Source organism: Brevundimonas sp. EAKA (genome assembly GCF_000698025.1).
GTDB classification, from domain to species: domain Bacteria; phylum Pseudomonadota; class Alphaproteobacteria; order Caulobacterales; family Caulobacteraceae; genus Brevundimonas; species Brevundimonas mediterranea_A.
In genome coordinates, this window is record NZ_JMQR01000069.1 from 1 (window position 1) to 16,085 (window position 16,085).

Consider the following 16,085-nt stretch of genomic DNA (forward strand, 5'->3'; position numbering starts at 1 on the left):
GGGCTGGACGACGGAATAGGCGAAGCCGACCGCTTCCGAGCCGTCGGGGAAGGGGGCGACCAGACGGCCCGAGGCCAGGTCCGCCTGGGCCAGGGTGCGTTTGGCCAGGGCGACGCCGCGGCCGGAGACGGCGGCCTCGATCAGCAGGCTGGACTGGTTGAAGCGCGAACCGCGGCGCGGGTCGGGGTGGCGCACGCCGCGCGCCTTCAGCCACATGGCCCAGTCGGGGCGGCTGGGGTCGCCGTCGTTGGACATGTCGTGCAGCAGGATGTGGCGCACCAGGTCGGCGGGTTTGCGGATCGCATGTTCGCCGTCCATCAGCGACGGGGCGCAGACGGGCAGGACCGTCTCGGTCATCAGCCGGTCCACGGTCAGGCCGGGATAGTCGCCGGGACCATAGCGGACGGCGAGATCGACCTTGCCCTCGGTCAGGTCGGCCGGCTCCATGTCGGCGGAGATCCACAGCTCGATCTCGGGATGGGCGGCGTGGAAGTCGTCCATCCGCGGCATCAGCCATTTGGAGGCGAAGCCGGGGGCGATGCTGATCGACACCTGTTTGCGGCGCGGCGGTTCGCGCAGCAGGGCCGAGGCGTCCATCAGCCGCTCGAACCCCTCGCGCAGCAGGGGGACGGAGGAGCGGCCGAGATCGGTCAACTGGAGGCCGCGCGCCTCACGCACGAACAAGGGCCCGCCGACGATGTCTTCCAGCAAGCGGATCTGCTGGCTGACGGCGCCCGGCGTGACCGACAGTTCGTCGGCGGCGCGCGAGAAGTTCAGGTGGCGCGCGGCGGCCTCGAAGGCGCGCAGGGCGTTGAGCGGGAGCAGGGAACGGGCCATCGCCGTTAGAAATCCTATCAGCGCGACAAAGGCAATCTGGTTTGCGGGTCTGGGCGGGGAAGCCGATGGTTCGCGTCCTGCCGTTGTCCCTTCTTCCTCTCCCGGCGACCCTGAAAGCAAGACCCATGCGTGTATTTCTCGCCGCCATCCCGCTGGAGGCCGCAAAGATCGTGATCATCGGCGGCGGCGAGCCCGCCCTGGCCAAGCTGCGACTGTTTCTGAACACGCCGGCCGAGCTGCTGTGGTTCGCGCCCGACGGCGCGCCGCCGAAGATGGAGACGCCGTTGACGGCGCCGGAGCCGGTGCTGCGGACGCCGGAGGCCGACGATCTGGCGGGTGCGCGGCTGGTCTTCATGGCCTTGGACGATGCGGATGAGCTGACGCGGCTGGGCGCCCTGGCGCGGGCGGCGGGGGCCCAGGTCAATGTGGTGGACAAGCCCCATCTGAGCGACTTCCAGACCCCGGCCCTGATCGACCGGGACGAAGTGGTGATCGGGGTCGCCACCGGCGGATCGGCGCCCATACTGGCGCGCGACGTGCGCTCGCGGATCGAGGGCGTGCTGCCGGCCGGTCTGGCCAATGTGGCCCGGCTGGCGCGCGAGCTGCGGGACACGGTCAAGACCAATGTACCCGACTTCATGGCCCGGCGGCGGTTCTGGGAGAAGGCGTTCCGGGGGCCTGCGGCCGACCTGGCCGCAGCGGGCCGCACGGCCGAGGCGCGGCGCGAGATGCTGCGTCTGCTGAATTCGGCCGCGCCGGAACAGGGCGTGGTCCATATCGTCGGAGCGGGGCCGGGCGATCCGGAGCTGCTGACCCTGAAGGCGCTGCGGGTTCTTCAGGACGCCGACGTCATCATTCACGACCGTCTGGTGCCGGACGCCGTGCTGGAGCGGGCGCGGCGCGACGCCAAACGCCTGTATGTCGGCAAGGCGCGCGGCGAACATTCGGTGCCCCAGGACCAGATCGAGGCCCTGATGATCGCGGAGGCCAAGGCGGGCCACCGAGTGGTGCGGCTGAAGGGCGGCGATCCCTTCGTTTTCGGGCGCGGCGGCGAGGAGCTGGAGGCCATGCGGGCGGCGGGCGTGGCGGTCTTTGTGGTGCCGGGGGTGACGGCGGCCCTGGCCTGCGCGGCCTCGGCGGGGATTCCGCTGACCCACCGCGACTACGCCCAGGCGGTGACCTTCGTGACGGCCCAGGCCAAGCCTGGCGGCGTCGACGCCGACTGGACCCGACTGGCTGGGCCCAATCATACCCTGGCCATCTATATGGGGGTGGACCGGGCCGAGGAGACGGCGGCCAAGCTGATGGCGGCGGGGCGTCTGGGTTCAACGCCGGTCGCAATCGTCGAGAACGGCAGCCGGCCGGATGAGCGGGTCCTGACCGGCCGTCTGGACGGGCTGGGCGCCCTGGTGCGCGGCGCCGACCTGAGCGGGCCGGCCCTGTTGTTCGTCGGCGAGACGGCGGCGTTTTCGGCGGCCCAGCTGGATGTGCGGGCGGAGGTGGCGGCGTGAAGATCGTCACTGCAAACCGCCTGTCGGACGGCCGGGTCATCTATGCGGGCGTGGACAATCAGCCGGTGGAGGGCCTCGACCAGGCCTCGACCCTGGACGACGCCACGGCCGAGATCGTGTTGGCCGAGGTCGCCGGGCGACCGGACATCTTCGTCAATCCCTATCTAGTCGAGGTGCAGGACCGCACGCCCTCGGGCCGCGACCGGCTGAAGGAGCGGATTCGTTCCGCCGGACCGACCGTCGGCCACAGCGTCGCGGGAGGCGTGGGCTGATGTATCGCTATGACGAGTTCGACCACGCCCTGGTGCGTGAACGGGTCGAGGAATTCTCGGACCAGGTGGCGCGCCGCGCGTCCGGCGCCCTGACCGAGGACGAGTTCAAGCCGCTGCGGCTGATGAACGGGGTCTATCTGCAACTGCACGCCTATATGCTGCGGGTCGCCATTCCTTATGGGACGTTCAACAGCCGGCAGATGCGCCGGCTGGCCCATATCGCCCGCACCTATGACAAGGGCTACGGCCATTTCACCACGCGGACGAACATCCAGTACAACTGGCCGGCCCTGACCGACCTGCCGGCGATCCTGAGCGACCTGGCCGATGTCGAGATGCACGCCATCCAGACCTCGGGCAACTGCATCCGCAACACCACGACCGACGTCTTCGCCGGGGCGGCCGACGACGAGATCGAGGATCCGCGCCCCTGGTGCGAGATCATCCGCCAGTGGTCGACCATCCATCCGGAGTTCAGCTTCCTGCCGCGCAAGTTCAAGATCGCGGTGATCGGCGCCGAGAAGGATCGGGCGGCGATCCGGACCCATGACGTGGGGCTTCAGATCGTGCGTGGCGAGGACGGCGGGACCGCCTTCCGCGTCTTCGTCGGCGGGGGGCAGGGGCGTCTGCCCCATATCGGCCAGGAGATTGCTTCGGCCGTGCCGGCGGCGGACCTGCTGGCCTATCTGACCGCCATCCTGCGGGCCTGGAACCTGCTGGGGCGGCGCGACAATATCCATAAGGCGCGGATCAAGATCCTGGTCGCCTCGGTCGGACTGGAGGCCTTCCGCGAGGAGGTGGACAAGCATTACGCTACCCTGCGCCTGGAAGACCTGCGGATCCCCGAGGACGAGGCCGAGCGGATCAAGGCCTATTTCGCCCCGCCGCCGTTCGAGGACCTGCCCAAGGTCAGTGCCCCGTTCGACCGCGCCCTGCTGGCCGATCCGGACTTCGCCCGGTTTGCGAGGAACAATGTGCGGCGGCACCGGCAGGCGGGCTATGCCTCGGTGGTGGTGTCGCTGAAGCCGGTCGGGGGCGTGCCGGGCGACATCACGGCGGATCAGATGGACGCGGTGGCGGATCTGGCCGAGCGATACGCCTTCGACGAACTGCGCGCCGCCTATGAGCAGAATCTGGTCCTGCCGCATGTGAAGTTGGACGATGTACCGAGGCTGTGGCGGGCGCTGCACGCGGCGGGACTGGCGACCGCCAACGCCGACCTGGCGACCGACGTGATCGCCTGCCCGGGGCTGGACTATTGCAGCCTGGCCAACGCCCGGTCGATCCCGGTGGCCCAGGCCCTGTCGAAGCGGCTGGCCGACATGGACTATCAGGAGAAGCTGGGGCCGGTCCGGATCAATATGAGCGGGTGCATCAACGCCTGCGGCCACCACCACGTCGGCCACATCGGCGTGCTGGGCGTCGATCGGAAAGGCGAGGAATACTACCAGATCACCGTCGGCGGTTCGCCCGACGAACAGGCGGCCCTGGGCGACATCGTCGGCAAGAGCCTGCCGGCGGACGAGGTGGCGCCCGCCATCCAGCGGACCCTGGACCGCTATCTTGAAATCCGCGCCGAGGGCGAGCGGTTCATCGACACGGTGCGCCGTGTCGGACCCGATCCCTTCCGCGACGCCATCTATGAGACGCTCGATGCTGCAAACGCTTGAGGGAGTGCAGAACGGGCCGCGCCTGTCGGTCACGACCCCGCTGGACGAGGTCGAGGCCGCAGCCGCCGCGACCGACGTCCTGGTGCTGGAGTTCGACGCCTTTCGCGACGGGCGCGGCTTCTCGCTGGCGGCGGTGCTGCGCGAGCGGGGCTATGGCGGGCGGTTGATCGCGGCGGGCAAGGTCTTGCCGGACCAGGCGCGCCATCTGCGGCGGTCGGGCTTTGACGCGGTCGAACTGGCGCCGGGCGCCGACGCGGCGGCGTGGGCGCGCATGGACCAGGCGTTCAGCGGGTCCTATCAGCCGGCGGTCGATCCGGCGCCGACCATCTGGCAGAGGCGACGGGCGGCGTCGAACGATCCCGATCTGCAAGCCCTGGCTGACCGGCTGAACCGCGATACTGAGGGCAAGGACGCCTCGGAAATCCTGAAGGCGGCGCTGGATCCGGACCTGGGGCTGCGCGTCGGGGCCATATCCTCGTTCGGGGCGGAATCGGCGGCCCTGCTGCACATCGTCGCCGAGACGGACCGGGACGTGCCGGTGGTCTTCCTGGAGACGGGGCAGCATTTCCTCCAGACCCTGTCCTATCGCACCCAGCTGACCAAGGCCCTGGGCCTGACCGACGTGCGGCTGGTGACGCCGGATGCGAATGAGAAGGCGAGCCTGGACGCCCGCGACGACCTGTGGCGGACCGACGCCGACGCCTGCTGCGACCTGAGAAAGGTGCGGCCGCTGGCGCGGGCGACGGCGGGGTTCAACGCCGTCATCACCGGGCGCAAACGCTATCAGGCCGCCACGCGCGCCGAACTGAAGCCGTTCGAGGTGCTGGACGGGGTGCTGCGGATCAATCCGCTGGCCGACTGGGACGCCGAGGACGTCGAGGCCTGGCTGGAGGCGCACGACCTGCCGCGCCACCCGCTGGTCGAGCAGGGCTATCGCTCCATCGGCTGCTGGCCCTGCACCCGCGCGGTCCAGGACGATGAAGAGGCGCGCGCCGGACGCTGGTCGGGGATGGACAAGGTCGAGTGCGGCATCCACCTAGGGCGACGTCAGGTCGCCGCCTGATCTCCCTCCCGTTCGACCTCCCCTGAAAGCTGAAACGTGTCCGTCATACCGTCCGTCATCGACCTGATCGGCCATACGCCTCTGGTGCGCCTGAACCGCCTGTCCGACGCGACGGGCTGCGAGATCCTGGGCAAGGCCGAGTTCATGAACCCCGGCGGTTCGATCAAGGACCGCGCCGCCCTGTCGATCGTCCAGGGCGCGCGGGCGTCGGGCGCGCTGAAGCCGGGGGGGACGATCGTCGAGGGCACGGCGGGCAATACCGGCATCGGCCTGGCCCTGGTCGGCGCCGCCCTGGGCCATCCGGTGGTCATCGTCATGCCCCGCACTCAGTCGGAGGAGAAGAAGTCGGCCATCCGCTCGTTGGGCGCGCGCCTGGTCGAGGTGGACGCCGCCCCCTTCTCCAGCCCCAATCATTTCGTCCATTATTCGGGACGTCTGGCGGCCGAGCTGAACGACAGCGAAGAGGCCGGGGCCATCTGGGCCAACCAGTTCGACAACACCGCCAACCGCGACGCCCACTACACGACCACGGCGCCGGAGATCTGGGAACAGACCGGCGGCCGGATCGACGCCTTCGTTTCGGCCGTCGGCTCGGGGGGCACCATCTCGGGCGTCGCCGCCTATCTGCGTGAGAAGAAGCCCGAGGTGACCATCGCCCTGGCCGACCCTGCCGGCGCGGCCCTGTTCAACTGGTTCACCAAGGGCGAGATGACGGGCGAGGGCTCGTCGATCACCGAGGGGATCGGGGTGGCGCGGATCACCGGCAATCTGGAAGGCTTCAAGCCCGACCAGGCCTATCGGATCGAAGACGCCGAGTTCCTGCCGATCCTGTTCGATCTGGTGAAGTACGAAGGCCTGTCGCTGGGCGGATCGGCCGGGGTGAACATCGCTGGCGCCGTGCGGCTGGCGCGCGAGATCGGGCCGGGCAAGACCATCGTCACCTGCCTGTGCGATCCGGGCTCGCGTTATGCGTCGAAGCTGTTCAACCCGGAATTCCTGACGTCGAAGGGACTGCCGGTTCCAGGCTGGGCTTGAGACCCTCTCCCGCTTGCGGGAGAGGTGGCCCGGCGTCCGCGCAGCGGACTAGGGTCGGAGAGGGGAGTCTCGTTTGAACAGAAGACTTCCCCCATCGTCAGGCGTGTCGCTGCGCGCCACGGCCTGACACTTCCCCCGCGAGCGGGGGAAGGTCCTATTTCTCCTCCGCGATCCAGGCATCCATCCGCCGGTCCAGCAGGGCCAGCGGCAGCGGGCCCTCCGTCAACAGCGCGTCGTGGAAGGTGCGGATGTTGAACTTCGGGCCCAGTTCGCGCTCGGCCCGGGCGCGGATCTCGCGCAGGCGGATTTCGCCGATCTTGTAGGCCGTGGCCTGGCCCGGCCAGCCGATATAGCGCTGAAGCTCGGTCTCGATATTGTGGGGCGCCAGGGCCGAGTTGTCGCGGAAACAGGCGCGGGCTTGCTCTTCTGACCAGCCCATCCAGTGCAGGCCGGTGTCCGCGACCAGGCGGCAGGCGCGCCACATCTCGTAGGACAGACGGCCGAACCGTTCATAGGGCGTGCGGTAGAAGCCCATCTCCTCGCCCAGATATTCGGCGTACAGGCCCCAGCCCTCGGTGAAGGCGCTGACATTGGCCTGACGACGGAAGTAGGGCTGGCCCTCGGCCTCCTGTTGCAGGGCGATCTGGATGTGGTGGCCGGGGACCGCCTCGTGCAGGGTCAGGGCCGGTAGTTCGTACAGGGGGCGCTGGTTCAGCTTCGACGTATTGACCACATAATGGCCGGCGACGCCGTTCTGCATCGAGCCGCCGTTGTAGCGGCCGGTGGTGTAGTTTTCCTCGATCTGCGGCGGGACCGGCTGCACGTCGTAGGGCAGGCGGGGCAGGGTGGCGAACAGGGCGGGCAGGCCGCCGTCCGCGCGCTTGGCCATCTCCGACGTCTTCTCGATCAGGGCCTCGCGCGTCTGGGCGTAGAACTGGGGATCGGTGCGCAGGAAGGCCAGGAAGCCGGCGAAGTCGCCGGTCCAGCCGGCGGCCTTCATCTCCACATCCATGCGGGCGCGGATGCGGGCGACTTCGGACAGGCCGATCTGGTGGATCTGGTCCGGCGTCAGGTCGGTGGTGGTGTGGCCTCGCACCAGATAGGCGTACATTGCCTTGCCGCCGGGGCGGTTTCCCAGACCGGGTTCGACCGGGGCCTTGGGCAGGTATTCGGTCTCGAGGAAGCTCAGCCAGGCCTGGCGAGCCGGGACGATGGCCTGTCCCACGGCCGACGCGGCCTGGGCCGTCAGACGATCCCTGTCCGCCTGGGACACGGTCGGGGGCAGGGTGGACAAGGGTTTCAGCAGGGGCTCGGCGTTGGGCGTGATCGCCACGTCGTTGCGCGCCCCGGCCAGGGCGCTCTCGGTCACGGAACGGGCCTGGACCAGGCCGGTGGCCAGGCCGCGCCGGGCGTTGTCGGTGGTCTGGGCGTAGATGTGTCCGAAGCCCCGGATGCGGCGGATATAGGCCTCGGCCTCGGCGACGGAATTCAGGCGGGTGCTTCCGCCGATATAGAGGGCCCAGGTTCCAGGGCCGCCCTCGCTGTCGAAGGCCAGGCGCGAGGTGTCGTAATCAAGCCCCTCGAGGCTGCGGTTCAGGGTGTAGAGCAGGAAGGCGTGGTTGACGCCGCCGGCGTGGGAAAGACTTGCCGGGTCGATGGCTCGGAGCCGGTCGACGAAGGCCTCCAGCGGCGCGCGCTGGGCCAGTTCGAAGCTGCGCGACAGGTCGGGAACCCGGCCCATGGCCTCGACGTCGCCCTCGCTGCTGGCGGCGAAGGGGTCGATCGACTTCAGATAGGCCTCGTAATCGACGATCAGGGCGTCGAGGGCGGCGTCAGCCGGACTGGGGGTGAGGGCGGCTGGGGCCGGCGTCGCCGAGGCTTGCGCCATGGCCGCCGGCGACCCCGCGGCGAGCAGGGCCGCGACGGCCAGGTAAGAGATCTTCATGACGCCCTCCAGAACAGCCCGTACAGGCAAGCCGAGCCGGCGGGGCGCGTCAAGCCGTCGGGATCAGTCGCAGGCGACGAAGAAGCGTTCGATGTCGGCGCGCGTCTGGGGGTGGGCGGCGTAGGTCCGCCGCCGGTCGCCGTCCCAGACCGCGATCCAGCCCAGGCGGCGAAAGCGCTGGAAGACCGGATCGCGCGTGCGGGCCTTGGCCTCGGCGTAGTGGCCGTCGGTGACGCCGGCGTCTTCGGAGGTGGCCGGATAGTTTTCGGTGTCGCCGCCGGATTCCAGATGAAGCTGCCGCGACGGCTTCTCCAGGACGGCGGCCAGCTCCAGCGCGCCCGAGCCGGAGCCGCAGAACAGTTTCAGCTTCACCTCGTCGCTGTTGGCGACGCCGTAGGCCAGGGTGTTTTCCCGGGCCTCCTGGTTGAGGAACCAATCATAGTTCGGCGTCGGCGCCGGGGCGCCGGCGTCCGCCATGGAGGTCGAGACCGGCGCCGGCGTGGCGCAGGCGGCCAGGGCCGACAGGGCCGACAGGGCGAGCAGGGACGACAAGGGCTTCAGCAGACGCATGATCGGTGTTCCTATCCGGCGCAACGATCCGCGAAGCGGCGAAGCTTGGCAAGATGGGGGCGTTCGACCTTTACCGCCCCGGTCCGGTCGCCCGTCATGATCGCCATGTCGCCGGAGCCGACAAAGGCCGCGAACAGGGGATGATCGGTGCGCAGCGTGACCTCCAGCCTTCCGCCGCGCCCGATTCGCGCCGCGCTGGTGGTCGAAGCCGCGCCGGACGTCAGTCGGGCGAAGCCGGGCTGGGTCTCCGGCGCGGACCTGGCGTCGGTGTCGTAGAGGGTGACGGTCGCGACGTTGGATCGGGGCGCACACTGCAGCGTGGCCCTGAGCGCCGGGGTGTCGGTCACCTCGTTGGCCAGGACGACAGGGCCTTCGCTCTCGTAAAGGGTCCAGGTCCAGGCCAAGGGGGGTGAAGGCGGCTGGGCGGCCGCCTGCAGGCCCGCCGCCAGAGCGACCGCGAGAACAAGGTTCATGGATCAGCCCCCGCTGATGGCGACGCGAAATGGCGTCTCCACCCATTTCGTCAAGCGCGCGACGATCCGCAATAGGAAAGGAAGCCCGCGATCATCCGGCGCTCATCCGGGCCGGCCTTCAGGACGAACCGCCCGGAGTCGCCCTGCACGCGCATCGCGCCGCGCGAAGCCAGCCCCGTCAGGCTGGCGTCCTGCAGGGAGAGGCGGGCTTCCGTCGCGTCTCCGCCGCTCATGGGATCCAGGGGCGCAGGGCCGTGAGAGGCCGCGATCAGACGCGGCGTATCCGGCTGGACGTCGCCATAGACCACGGCGGCGGCGTCGCCGGGGGAACAGGTGACCATCAGGGCCAGTTGGTCCGAGTTCTCGACCCCGTAGGCCAGCTTGGCCATCGCGCCTTCATGGCTGAGATGCCAGCTCATCGTCGGCGTCTCGACGGGTGGGAAGGCGTCGAGCGGTTGGGTCCTGGCGGCGAAGGCGACCAGGGCGACAGCAGCGGCGGCGGGGATCAGAACCTTGAACATGTGAATACTCGCGTCTGACGAACAAACGCGGTTACGCATCAAGGGTTCACGGCTCCGCTTGAGCCGCTGTCGTCCTGTTGCCAAGCGGCATCAGTGGATCAGAACGGGCTGAACCGCTCGACCAGGCTCTGGGCGGCCGGCGTCGCCTGCATCCGGCTGATGTCGCCACGACCGCCGTAGGAGATGCGGGCCTCGGCGATCTGGGTGTGATTGATCGAATTGGCCGACGAGATGTCCTCGGGTCGCACGATGCCGGCGACGGTCAGTTCGCGGACTTCGCGGTTGGTGCGCACTTCCTGCCGACCCTGAATCACCAGGTTGCCATTGGCCAGGACGTCGGTGACCACGGCGGCGACGGTCAGGGAGACCTTTTCCGAGCGGTTGACCGAACCAGAACCGGCGGCGTTGGTCTTTCCTTCCAGCCCGACCATGTTGGCCGGGTCGAAGCCGCCGGGGAAGACGCGGCCCAGGCTGCTCTCCAGGCCGAAGAAGTTGGAGACTCCGTTCGCCGAGGTGTTCGAGCGCGCCCTTTGGGTCGAGTTCTGGGTCTGGGCCCGGTCGTCGATATCGATCCTGACCGTCAGGATGTCGCCGATGTGACGCGCGCGCTGATCGCCGAAGAAGGTGCGGGCGCCGACGCGCCACAGGCTGTTGGCGCTGGCGGGGGTCGCTTCCTGACGCAGACTGGGGTCGGCCATATAGGCCTGTTGCGCCGGCACAAGCGCGGCCGGATAGCCGATGGGGGCCAGTTCCGGGCCACGCACGGCCTCGATGGCGGTGGAGCAGGCGCCGAGCGAGGCGGCGGCGGAGACGGCGGCGACGATCAGGATCTTGCGCATGACGGATTCCCCTAGCGGGCGGCGAACTGTTGAGGATTGGCGCGGACCCTGTCGGCGGCGGGGCCGGCGACAGCCTGGCCCGGACCGGACGCGACGGCGTCGATGACACGGTTGGAGGCGGTGTTGAGGACGGCGACGGGCTCGCCCAGCGCGGCGTTGCGCATGGCCTTGCCCATGATGCTCAGGTTCACGCCGCCGACCTGATAGGTGACGCGCACCATGTCGTTGCGGGCGATGACCTGCTGTCCGCCGCCGGCCGGACGATAGACGGGACGGTTCTGGGGCGCAGAGGCCTGCAGGTCTGTTTGGGCGACGGCGGCCGAAACCGGGCCGGTCGATCGACGGACGGCGACGCGCCGCAGACCATTGGGATTGGTCCAGTCCAGACCGGCCTGGCGGGCCTGGGCCTGAAGCTGGCCGGCCTCGATCACCACCGACGGGCCGACCCGCTGGGCCACGACCACTTCGGCGGCGGCGCCGGCGCCGTCGAAGATATCGCCCAGGGTGACGCGACCGTCGTCATCGACAGGATTGGACTTCAGCGAAACCGGTCCGGCCCATGCGGCGCTGGAAACGGCGGCGAGGGCGGCGGCGAGAACCAGGGCGCGACGGATACGGGTCATGGCTTAGCTCTTCACCTGAGCGGTCACCGACAGCATGTTGTCGGCGGTCGAGATGACCTTGGAGTTCATCTCGTAGGCCCGTTGAGCGATGATCAGGGCGCTGATCTCGGCCACGGAGTCGACGTTGGACGCTTCAGTGTAGCCTTGCAGGATCTTTCCGAAGCCCGGGCTGCCCGGCGTGCCGATGTTGGCGGCGCCCGAAGCGGCCGTTTCCAGCAGCAGGTTGTCGCCGATGGCCTCGAGACCGGCTTCGTTGAAGAAGGTCGCCAGTTCGATCTGGCCGACCGTCGTCGGCGCAGTCTGGCCGGCCTGGGTCACCTGGACCAGACCCGATTTGGAGATGGTGACGTCAGTCGCGTCCTGCGGGATGGTGACGGCCGGTTGCAGCGCATAGCCGTCGTCGGTGACGATCTGGCCTTCCTGGTTGACCTGCAGGTTGCCGGCGCGGGTGTAGCCGATCTCGCCCGAGGGCAGGGTGATCTGGAAATAGCCCTTTCCGTCGATGGCCATGTCATAGTCGTTGCCGGTCTGTTGGGGCGTGCCCTGTTCGGTGACGCGATAGACCGCGCCCGCCTTGACGCCCGCGCCGATCTGGATGCCGGTCGGAACGACGGTGCCCTGGCTGGACGACTGCGCGCCCATCCGTTCGACGTTCTGGTACAGCAGGTCCTGGAACTCGGCGCGCTGCTTCTTGAAGCCCACCGTGTTCATGTTGGCGATGTTGTTGGAGATGACCTCCACGTTCAGCTGTTGGGCGGCCATGCCCGAGGCTGCGGTTCTGAGCGCTTGCATTGTCCGGCTCTCCCTTAGGCGGCCTTGCCGAGGCGCTCGACGGCGCGACGGCTCAGGTCATTGGTGTTCTCGATCATTCGGGTGATGCTTTCGTAGGCCCGGCTGATCTCAATGAGATTGGTGATTTCGGTCAGCGAATTGACGTTCGATGCTTCCAGAGACCCCTGATGGATCTGGACGTCGTTGGCCTCGACCGGCTGGACGTTCGAGCCGTTGCGATAGAGGCCGTCACCGCCCTTTTCGAGCACGCCGAGCGTGTCGAAGCGGACGACCGACAGGCGCCCGGTGATCTGGCCGCTCTGGGTGATGGTGCCGTCTGCGCCGACGGAGGGGGCGCCGAGGGCCGGGTCCAGCACGATCTCCGCCCCGCCGCCCAGCACGGCCTGACCCTGTTTGGTGGTCAGCCGGCCTTCCGGATCCATGGTGAAGGCGCCGTCGCGGGTGTAGGCCTCGCCGGCCGCGCCGTCTCGAACGGTGAAGAAGGCGCCCTCGCCGGCGATGGCGAAGTCGAGGGGGCGGCCGGTCTGGGACATCGAGCCCTGGCCGAAGTCGCGGCCCACGCCGTTGTCCAGCACGAAGCTGGCCGAGGGGCGGATGGAGTCGTTGCGGGCGCGCTGGCCCACTTCCGTCCCGACCATCAGCTGTTCGACCTTGAATCCGGTGGTGTCGGCGTTGGCGACGTTGTTGGCCACGATGTCGAGTTCGCGGCGCAGCGTCATCTGACGGGACAATCCGATATAGGCGGCGTTTTCCACGAGTGGCGTGCTCCTTCGATTTCTCCCTCGCAACGACCGTGCCAACAGGGTTAATCCAGCAGGAATGGCGGTTTGAGGGGGCGGGAGGCCGGTGACGCCCGGCAAAAACTGCCGTTTGTAAACGTCGCGTTAACCAAGCCGGGCCGATCCTCCCCATGAGATTCTCCGGGGCGAGCGCATGTTCAAGTTTGGCAAGAAGAAGGGCGACCCGAACGCCGATGCGCCCGCCGACAAGTCGGTCGATGCGGACGCGGCCGAGGGCGAAGAGGGCGCGCCCAAGAAAAAGAAGCTGCCGATCCTGTTCATCATCGCGCCCGTGGCCCTGCTGGTCCTGGGCGGCGGCGGCGCGGCGGCCTTCTTCCTGATGAAGCCCAAGCCGGCCGAGGCCCATGGCGAGGAAGCCGCCGCCGCAGGTCACGGCGAGGAAAAGGCTGAGGAAAAGGGCGGTCACGGCAAGGAAGAGAAGAAGGCCGAAGGCGGCGGACACGGCGCGCCCGCCGAAGGCGGCGAAGCCGATCCGGCTCTGGGCAAGATCAGCGAAGGGCCTGACGGCGTCACCTTCTACACCCTGCCGGACATGGTCATGAACATCCAGTCGGCCGACGGCCGGCCGACCTTCCTGAAGCTGAAGCTGACGCTGGAGATGCACGACGCCGAGGTGGCGACGCATCTTCAGTCCGAGATGCCGCGCCTGCAGGACATGTTCACCGGCTTCGTGCGGGAACTGCGTCCTGAGGATCTGAGCGGCTCGGCCGGCACCTACCAGCTTCGGGCGGAAATCCTGCGCCGCGTCAATCTGGTCGCGGCGCCCGGCAAGGTGGACGCGGTCCTGATCGAAGAAATGCTGGTGCAGTAGGCATGACCGATACGGCGCTCGATTCCTTCGGCGGCATGGGCGATCCGGCGGACGCCCTGTCCGAACGCGTCCTGAACCAGGACGAGATCGACAGCCTGCTGGGCTTCGACCTGGGCGACGACGACGGTTCGGAAAAGTCCGGCATACGCGCCATCATCAATTCGGCGCTCGTCTCCTACGAACGCCTGCCGATGCTGGAGATCGTGTTCGACCGCCTGGTGCGGTTGATGACGACCTCGCTGCGGAACTTCACCTCGGACAACGTCGAGGTGTCGCTGGACAATATTTCGTCGATCCGCTTCGGCGACTATCTGAACTCGATCCCGCTGCCGGCGATCCTGGCGGTCTTCCGGGCCGAGGAACTGGACAACTATGGTCTGCTGACGGTCGATTCCAATCTGATCTATTCGATCGTCGACGTGCTGCTGGGCGGGCGTCGCGGCACGGCGGCCCTGCGGATCGAGGGGCGCCCCTACACCACGATCGAACGGGTGCTGGTGCAGCGGATGGTGGAGGTGGTGCTGAACGACGCCCGCCTGGCCTTCGAACCCCTGACGCCCGTCACCTTCAACCTGGACCGGCTGGAGACCAATCCGCGCTTCGCCGCCATCGCCCGGCCGGCCAACGCCGCCATCCTGATCAAGCTTCGCATCGACATGGAAGACCGCGGCGGGCGAATCGAGCTTCTTCTGCCCTATGCGACGCTGGAACCGATCCGGAAAATGCTGCTGCAGCAGTTCATGGGCGAGAAGTTCGGCCGCGACAACATCTGGGAAGGCCACTTGGCCACCGAACTCTGGACGACCGAGACCGAGGTGCGCGCCGTGCTGGACGAGCAGATGATGCCCCTGTCCACCGTGCTGAACCTCAAGGTCGGCGATACGATGATGCTGAACGCCACGCCGGATTCGGAAGTCTCGATCCGCGCCGGCGCCATCCCCCTGACGACGGGGCGAATGGGCCGCAAGGGTCAGCATATCGCCGTCCGCATCGAAGGCCCGGTGAACCCGGAAATCGCCGCCCGCATAAGAGGACCCCGCTGATGACCGGCATGATCATGGATGCGGTGCTGATGCTGCTGCTCGTCGCGGCGGTGGGCTACGGGATCAAGCTGGAACGCAAGCTGTCGGCCCTGCGCACCGGCCAGGTCGCCTTCGCCCAGGCGGTGACGGAACTGAACGCCGCCGCCGGTCGCGCCGAGGCCGCCCTGGCGACCCTGCGCGCCTCGGGCCAGGAGACGGACCTGCTGCACGACCGCATCATCAAGGCGCGCGAGGTGAAGCAACAGCTGGAAGCCCTGATCGCCCGCGCCCCCGTCGCGGCGCCGATGCGGCTGCAACAGGAAGAGACGGCCCCGCGCCCCGAAATCGTTCGGCCGGTCGCGTCCGCGCCTTCGCCCGCCGCCGTGGTCAATGATGATGACGAACGCGCCCGGCGCATGGCCGCCCTGGCCCAGCGCATTCAGGGCATGTCCGGCCCCGCCGCGACGTCGCGAGCCGGGGCGCCGGCGGGTCGCGACAACGTCGCCGCCATCGTCCAGGCCCTGACCTCCGTCGGCTCCGCTAACCATTCCGCCAAACAAAGCCTCAACGCCGCGCGTCGTAATCTCGACGACGATCTGTTCGCCGCCTGAGTTCGGAACCCCATTTCATGGCTCGCATACCCCGCCTTCTGCCCCTGATCGCCGTCGCCATTGGCGGGGTTGTTGCGGTGCGCGCCGTCGGCGTCGCGCCCGGCCTGTTCGAGGGCGCCAAGGCCTGGGCGGAAGAGGCGCCGGCCGCCGCCGGCGCCCCGGCCAAGCCGGCCCTGCCCGGCACCTGCGCCCTGTCGCCCGAACAACTGGCCCAGCAGGCGGGCATTTCGCCGGCCGAACTGAAGATCATCCAGTCGCTGTCGCAGCGCCGCACCGAACTGGACGCGCGCGACCAGGATTTCGCGACCACCCTGCCGCTGATGGTCGCCGCCGAGCAGAAACTGGACGCCAAGGTTCAGGCCCTGGCGGCGCTGAAGGCCGAGATGAAACAGATGCTGGGCCAGGTCGACGAGCGCGAGAAGGCCGAGATCGATCGGCTGGTCCAGGTCTATTCCGCCATGCGCCCCAAGGAGGCCGCGCCGGTCATGGCCAGCCTGGAGGATCGGGTCCGCCTGCCGGTCGCCGCCGCCATGCGTCCGCGCACCCTGGCCGCCATCATGGCCCAGATGACGGCGCCCCAGGCCAAGGAACTGACCGAGAAACTGGCCGCCCGGTTCCAGGCCCAGCAGATGGCCGCCCGCGCCGCCGCCGAAGCCGCGACGCCGCCGCCCGCCGCGACCCCGGCCGCAC

18 protein-coding genes are annotated in these 16,085 nt (G+C 68.6%); 9 read left to right on the top strand and 9 right to left on the bottom strand.

The features are described from left to right. The coding region (gene gcvA, locus ER13_RS10860) for a transcriptional regulator GcvA (protein WP_035309180.1) at positions 1 to 837 on the bottom strand (837 nt) is incomplete at its 3' end. Between the two features lie 125 nt (positions 838 to 962). On the opposite strand from gcvA, the gene cysG reads away from it, so the two are divergent. The 5 genes from cysG to ER13_RS10885 are packed head-to-tail and all read left to right on the top strand — an operon-like array spanning position 963 to position 6,388. Continuing rightward, entirely contained in the window at positions 963 to 2,348 is a 1,386-nt protein-coding gene (cysG, locus tag ER13_RS10865) for a siroheme synthase CysG (protein ID WP_035309181.1), read from the top strand. Beyond that, entirely contained in the window at positions 2,345 to 2,620 is a 276-nt protein-coding gene (locus ER13_RS10870) for a DUF2849 domain-containing protein (protein WP_035309183.1), read from the top strand. The genes cysG and ER13_RS10870 overlap by 4 nt, the downstream gene beginning before the upstream one ends. After that, complete coding sequence (locus ER13_RS10875) at positions 2,620 to 4,290, top strand: nitrite/sulfite reductase (protein WP_035309185.1); 1,671 nt, start codon at positions 2,620 to 2,622, stop codon at positions 4,288 to 4,290. The genes ER13_RS10870 and ER13_RS10875 overlap by 1 nt, the downstream gene beginning before the upstream one ends. Continuing rightward, positions 4,274 to 5,353 carry a phosphoadenylyl-sulfate reductase gene (locus tag ER13_RS10880; RefSeq protein WP_035309186.1) on the top strand — a complete coding sequence of 360 codons (1,080 nt, stop codon included), beginning with the start codon at positions 4,274 to 4,276 and terminating at the stop codon, positions 5,351 to 5,353. The genes ER13_RS10875 and ER13_RS10880 overlap by 17 nt, the downstream gene beginning before the upstream one ends. 36 nt (positions 5,354 to 5,389) lie before the next feature. After that, the gene (locus ER13_RS10885; protein ID WP_035309189.1) at positions 5,390 to 6,388 is read left to right on the top strand and encodes a cysteine synthase A; all 999 of its coding nucleotides are present in this window, start codon (positions 5,390 to 5,392) and stop codon (positions 6,386 to 6,388) included. A gap of 154 nt (positions 6,389 to 6,542) precedes the next feature. On the opposite strand, the gene ER13_RS10890 is transcribed toward ER13_RS10885, so the two are convergent. From ER13_RS10890 to flgF, 8 genes are all read right to left on the bottom strand, one after another. After that, positions 6,543 to 8,333, bottom strand: a complete 1,791-nt coding sequence (locus ER13_RS10890) for a DUF885 family protein (protein ID WP_035309191.1) — start codon at positions 8,331 to 8,333, stop codon at positions 6,543 to 6,545. Between the two features lie 63 nt (positions 8,334 to 8,396). Beyond that, a complete protein-coding gene (locus tag ER13_RS10895) occupies positions 8,397 to 8,903 on the bottom strand; it encodes a hypothetical protein (RefSeq protein ID WP_035309193.1) in 507 nt (168 codons plus the stop codon). Positions 8,904 to 8,914: 11 nt separating this feature from the next. Continuing rightward, positions 8,915 to 9,376: a hypothetical protein gene (locus ER13_RS10900; RefSeq protein ID WP_008261582.1), complete on the bottom strand. Its 462-nt coding sequence runs from the start codon at positions 9,374 to 9,376 to the stop codon at positions 8,915 to 8,917. Positions 9,377 to 9,426: 50 nt separating this feature from the next. Further along, positions 9,427 to 9,897, bottom strand: a complete 471-nt coding sequence (locus ER13_RS10905; protein WP_035309195.1) for a hypothetical protein — start codon at positions 9,895 to 9,897, stop codon at positions 9,427 to 9,429. Positions 9,898 to 9,995: 98 nt separating this feature from the next. Beyond that, positions 9,996 to 10,736 (bottom strand): flagellar basal body L-ring protein FlgH, encoded by a 741-nt coding sequence (flgH, locus tag ER13_RS10910; protein ID WP_008260909.1) that lies wholly within the window; start codon positions 10,734 to 10,736, stop codon positions 9,996 to 9,998. A gap of 11 nt (positions 10,737 to 10,747) precedes the next feature. Continuing rightward, positions 10,748 to 11,359, bottom strand: coding sequence for a flagella basal body P-ring formation protein FlgA (locus tag ER13_RS10915; protein ID WP_035309197.1), 612 nt, complete (start codon positions 11,357 to 11,359; stop codon positions 10,748 to 10,750). A 3-nt stretch (positions 11,360 to 11,362) separates the two neighbouring features. Then, positions 11,363 to 12,151, bottom strand: a complete 789-nt coding sequence (gene flgG / locus ER13_RS10920) for a flagellar basal-body rod protein FlgG (protein WP_035309199.1) — start codon at positions 12,149 to 12,151, stop codon at positions 11,363 to 11,365. 14 nt (positions 12,152 to 12,165) lie between these two features. Beyond that, positions 12,166 to 12,906 carry a flagellar basal-body rod protein FlgF gene (gene flgF, locus ER13_RS10925; RefSeq protein WP_035309201.1) on the bottom strand — a complete coding sequence of 247 codons (741 nt, stop codon included), beginning with the start codon at positions 12,904 to 12,906 and terminating at the stop codon, positions 12,166 to 12,168. A 178-nt stretch (positions 12,907 to 13,084) separates the two neighbouring features. Between flgF and ER13_RS10930 the strand changes: the two genes are divergently transcribed. The 4 genes from ER13_RS10930 to ER13_RS10945 all read left to right on the top strand — a co-directional run. Then, a complete protein-coding gene (locus ER13_RS10930; RefSeq protein WP_035309203.1) occupies positions 13,085 to 13,762 on the top strand; it encodes a flagellar basal body-associated FliL family protein in 678 nt (225 codons plus the stop codon). A 2-nt stretch (positions 13,763 to 13,764) separates the two neighbouring features. Then, positions 13,765 to 14,805 carry a flagellar motor switch protein FliM gene (fliM, locus tag ER13_RS10935; protein ID WP_008260695.1) on the top strand — a complete coding sequence of 347 codons (1,041 nt, stop codon included), beginning with the start codon at positions 13,765 to 13,767 and terminating at the stop codon, positions 14,803 to 14,805. Then, the gene (locus tag ER13_RS10940; protein ID WP_035309205.1) at positions 14,805 to 15,395 is read left to right on the top strand and encodes a DUF6468 domain-containing protein; all 591 of its coding nucleotides are present in this window, start codon (positions 14,805 to 14,807) and stop codon (positions 15,393 to 15,395) included. Before fliM ends, ER13_RS10940 begins: the two co-directional genes overlap by 1 nt. A 17-nt stretch (positions 15,396 to 15,412) precedes the next feature. Further along, on the top strand, positions 15,413 to 16,085 hold a 673-nt coding region (locus ER13_RS10945), incomplete at its 3' end, for a MotE family protein (RefSeq protein ID WP_052005040.1).

Bases quoted from the DNA above. Each gene is read 5' to 3' on its own strand.
- cysG (WP_035309181.1), top strand. From the start codon at position 963: ATGCGTGTATTTCTCGCCGCCATCCCGCTGGAGGCCGCAAAGATCGTG.
- ER13_RS10875 (WP_035309185.1), top strand. From the start codon at position 2,620: ATGTATCGCTATGACGAGTTCGACCACGCCCTGGTGCGTGAACGGGTC.
- ER13_RS10880 (WP_035309186.1), top strand. From the start codon at position 4,274: ATGCTGCAAACGCTTGAGGGAGTGCAGAACGGGCCGCGCCTGTCGGTC.
- ER13_RS10890 (WP_035309191.1), bottom strand. From the start codon at position 8,333: ATGAAGATCTCTTACCTGGCCGTCGCGGCCCTGCTCGCCGCGGGGTCG.
- ER13_RS10895 (WP_035309193.1), bottom strand. From the start codon at position 8,903: ATGCGTCTGCTGAAGCCCTTGTCGTCCCTGCTCGCCCTGTCGGCCCTG.
- ER13_RS10900 (WP_008261582.1), bottom strand. From the start codon at position 9,376: ATGAACCTTGTTCTCGCGGTCGCTCTGGCGGCGGGCCTGCAGGCGGCC.
- ER13_RS10905 (WP_035309195.1), bottom strand. From the start codon at position 9,897: ATGTTCAAGGTTCTGATCCCCGCCGCCGCTGCTGTCGCCCTGGTCGCC.
- flgH (WP_008260909.1), bottom strand. From the start codon at position 10,736: ATGCGCAAGATCCTGATCGTCGCCGCCGTCTCCGCCGCCGCCTCGCTC.
- ER13_RS10915 (WP_035309197.1), bottom strand. From the start codon at position 11,359: ATGACCCGTATCCGTCGCGCCCTGGTTCTCGCCGCCGCCCTCGCCGCC.
- flgG (WP_035309199.1), bottom strand. From the start codon at position 12,151: ATGCAAGCGCTCAGAACCGCAGCCTCGGGCATGGCCGCCCAACAGCTG.
- ER13_RS10930 (WP_035309203.1), top strand. From the start codon at position 13,085: ATGTTCAAGTTTGGCAAGAAGAAGGGCGACCCGAACGCCGATGCGCCC.
- fliM (WP_008260695.1), top strand. From the start codon at position 13,765: ATGACCGATACGGCGCTCGATTCCTTCGGCGGCATGGGCGATCCGGCG.
- ER13_RS10940 (WP_035309205.1), top strand. From the start codon at position 14,805: ATGACCGGCATGATCATGGATGCGGTGCTGATGCTGCTGCTCGTCGCG.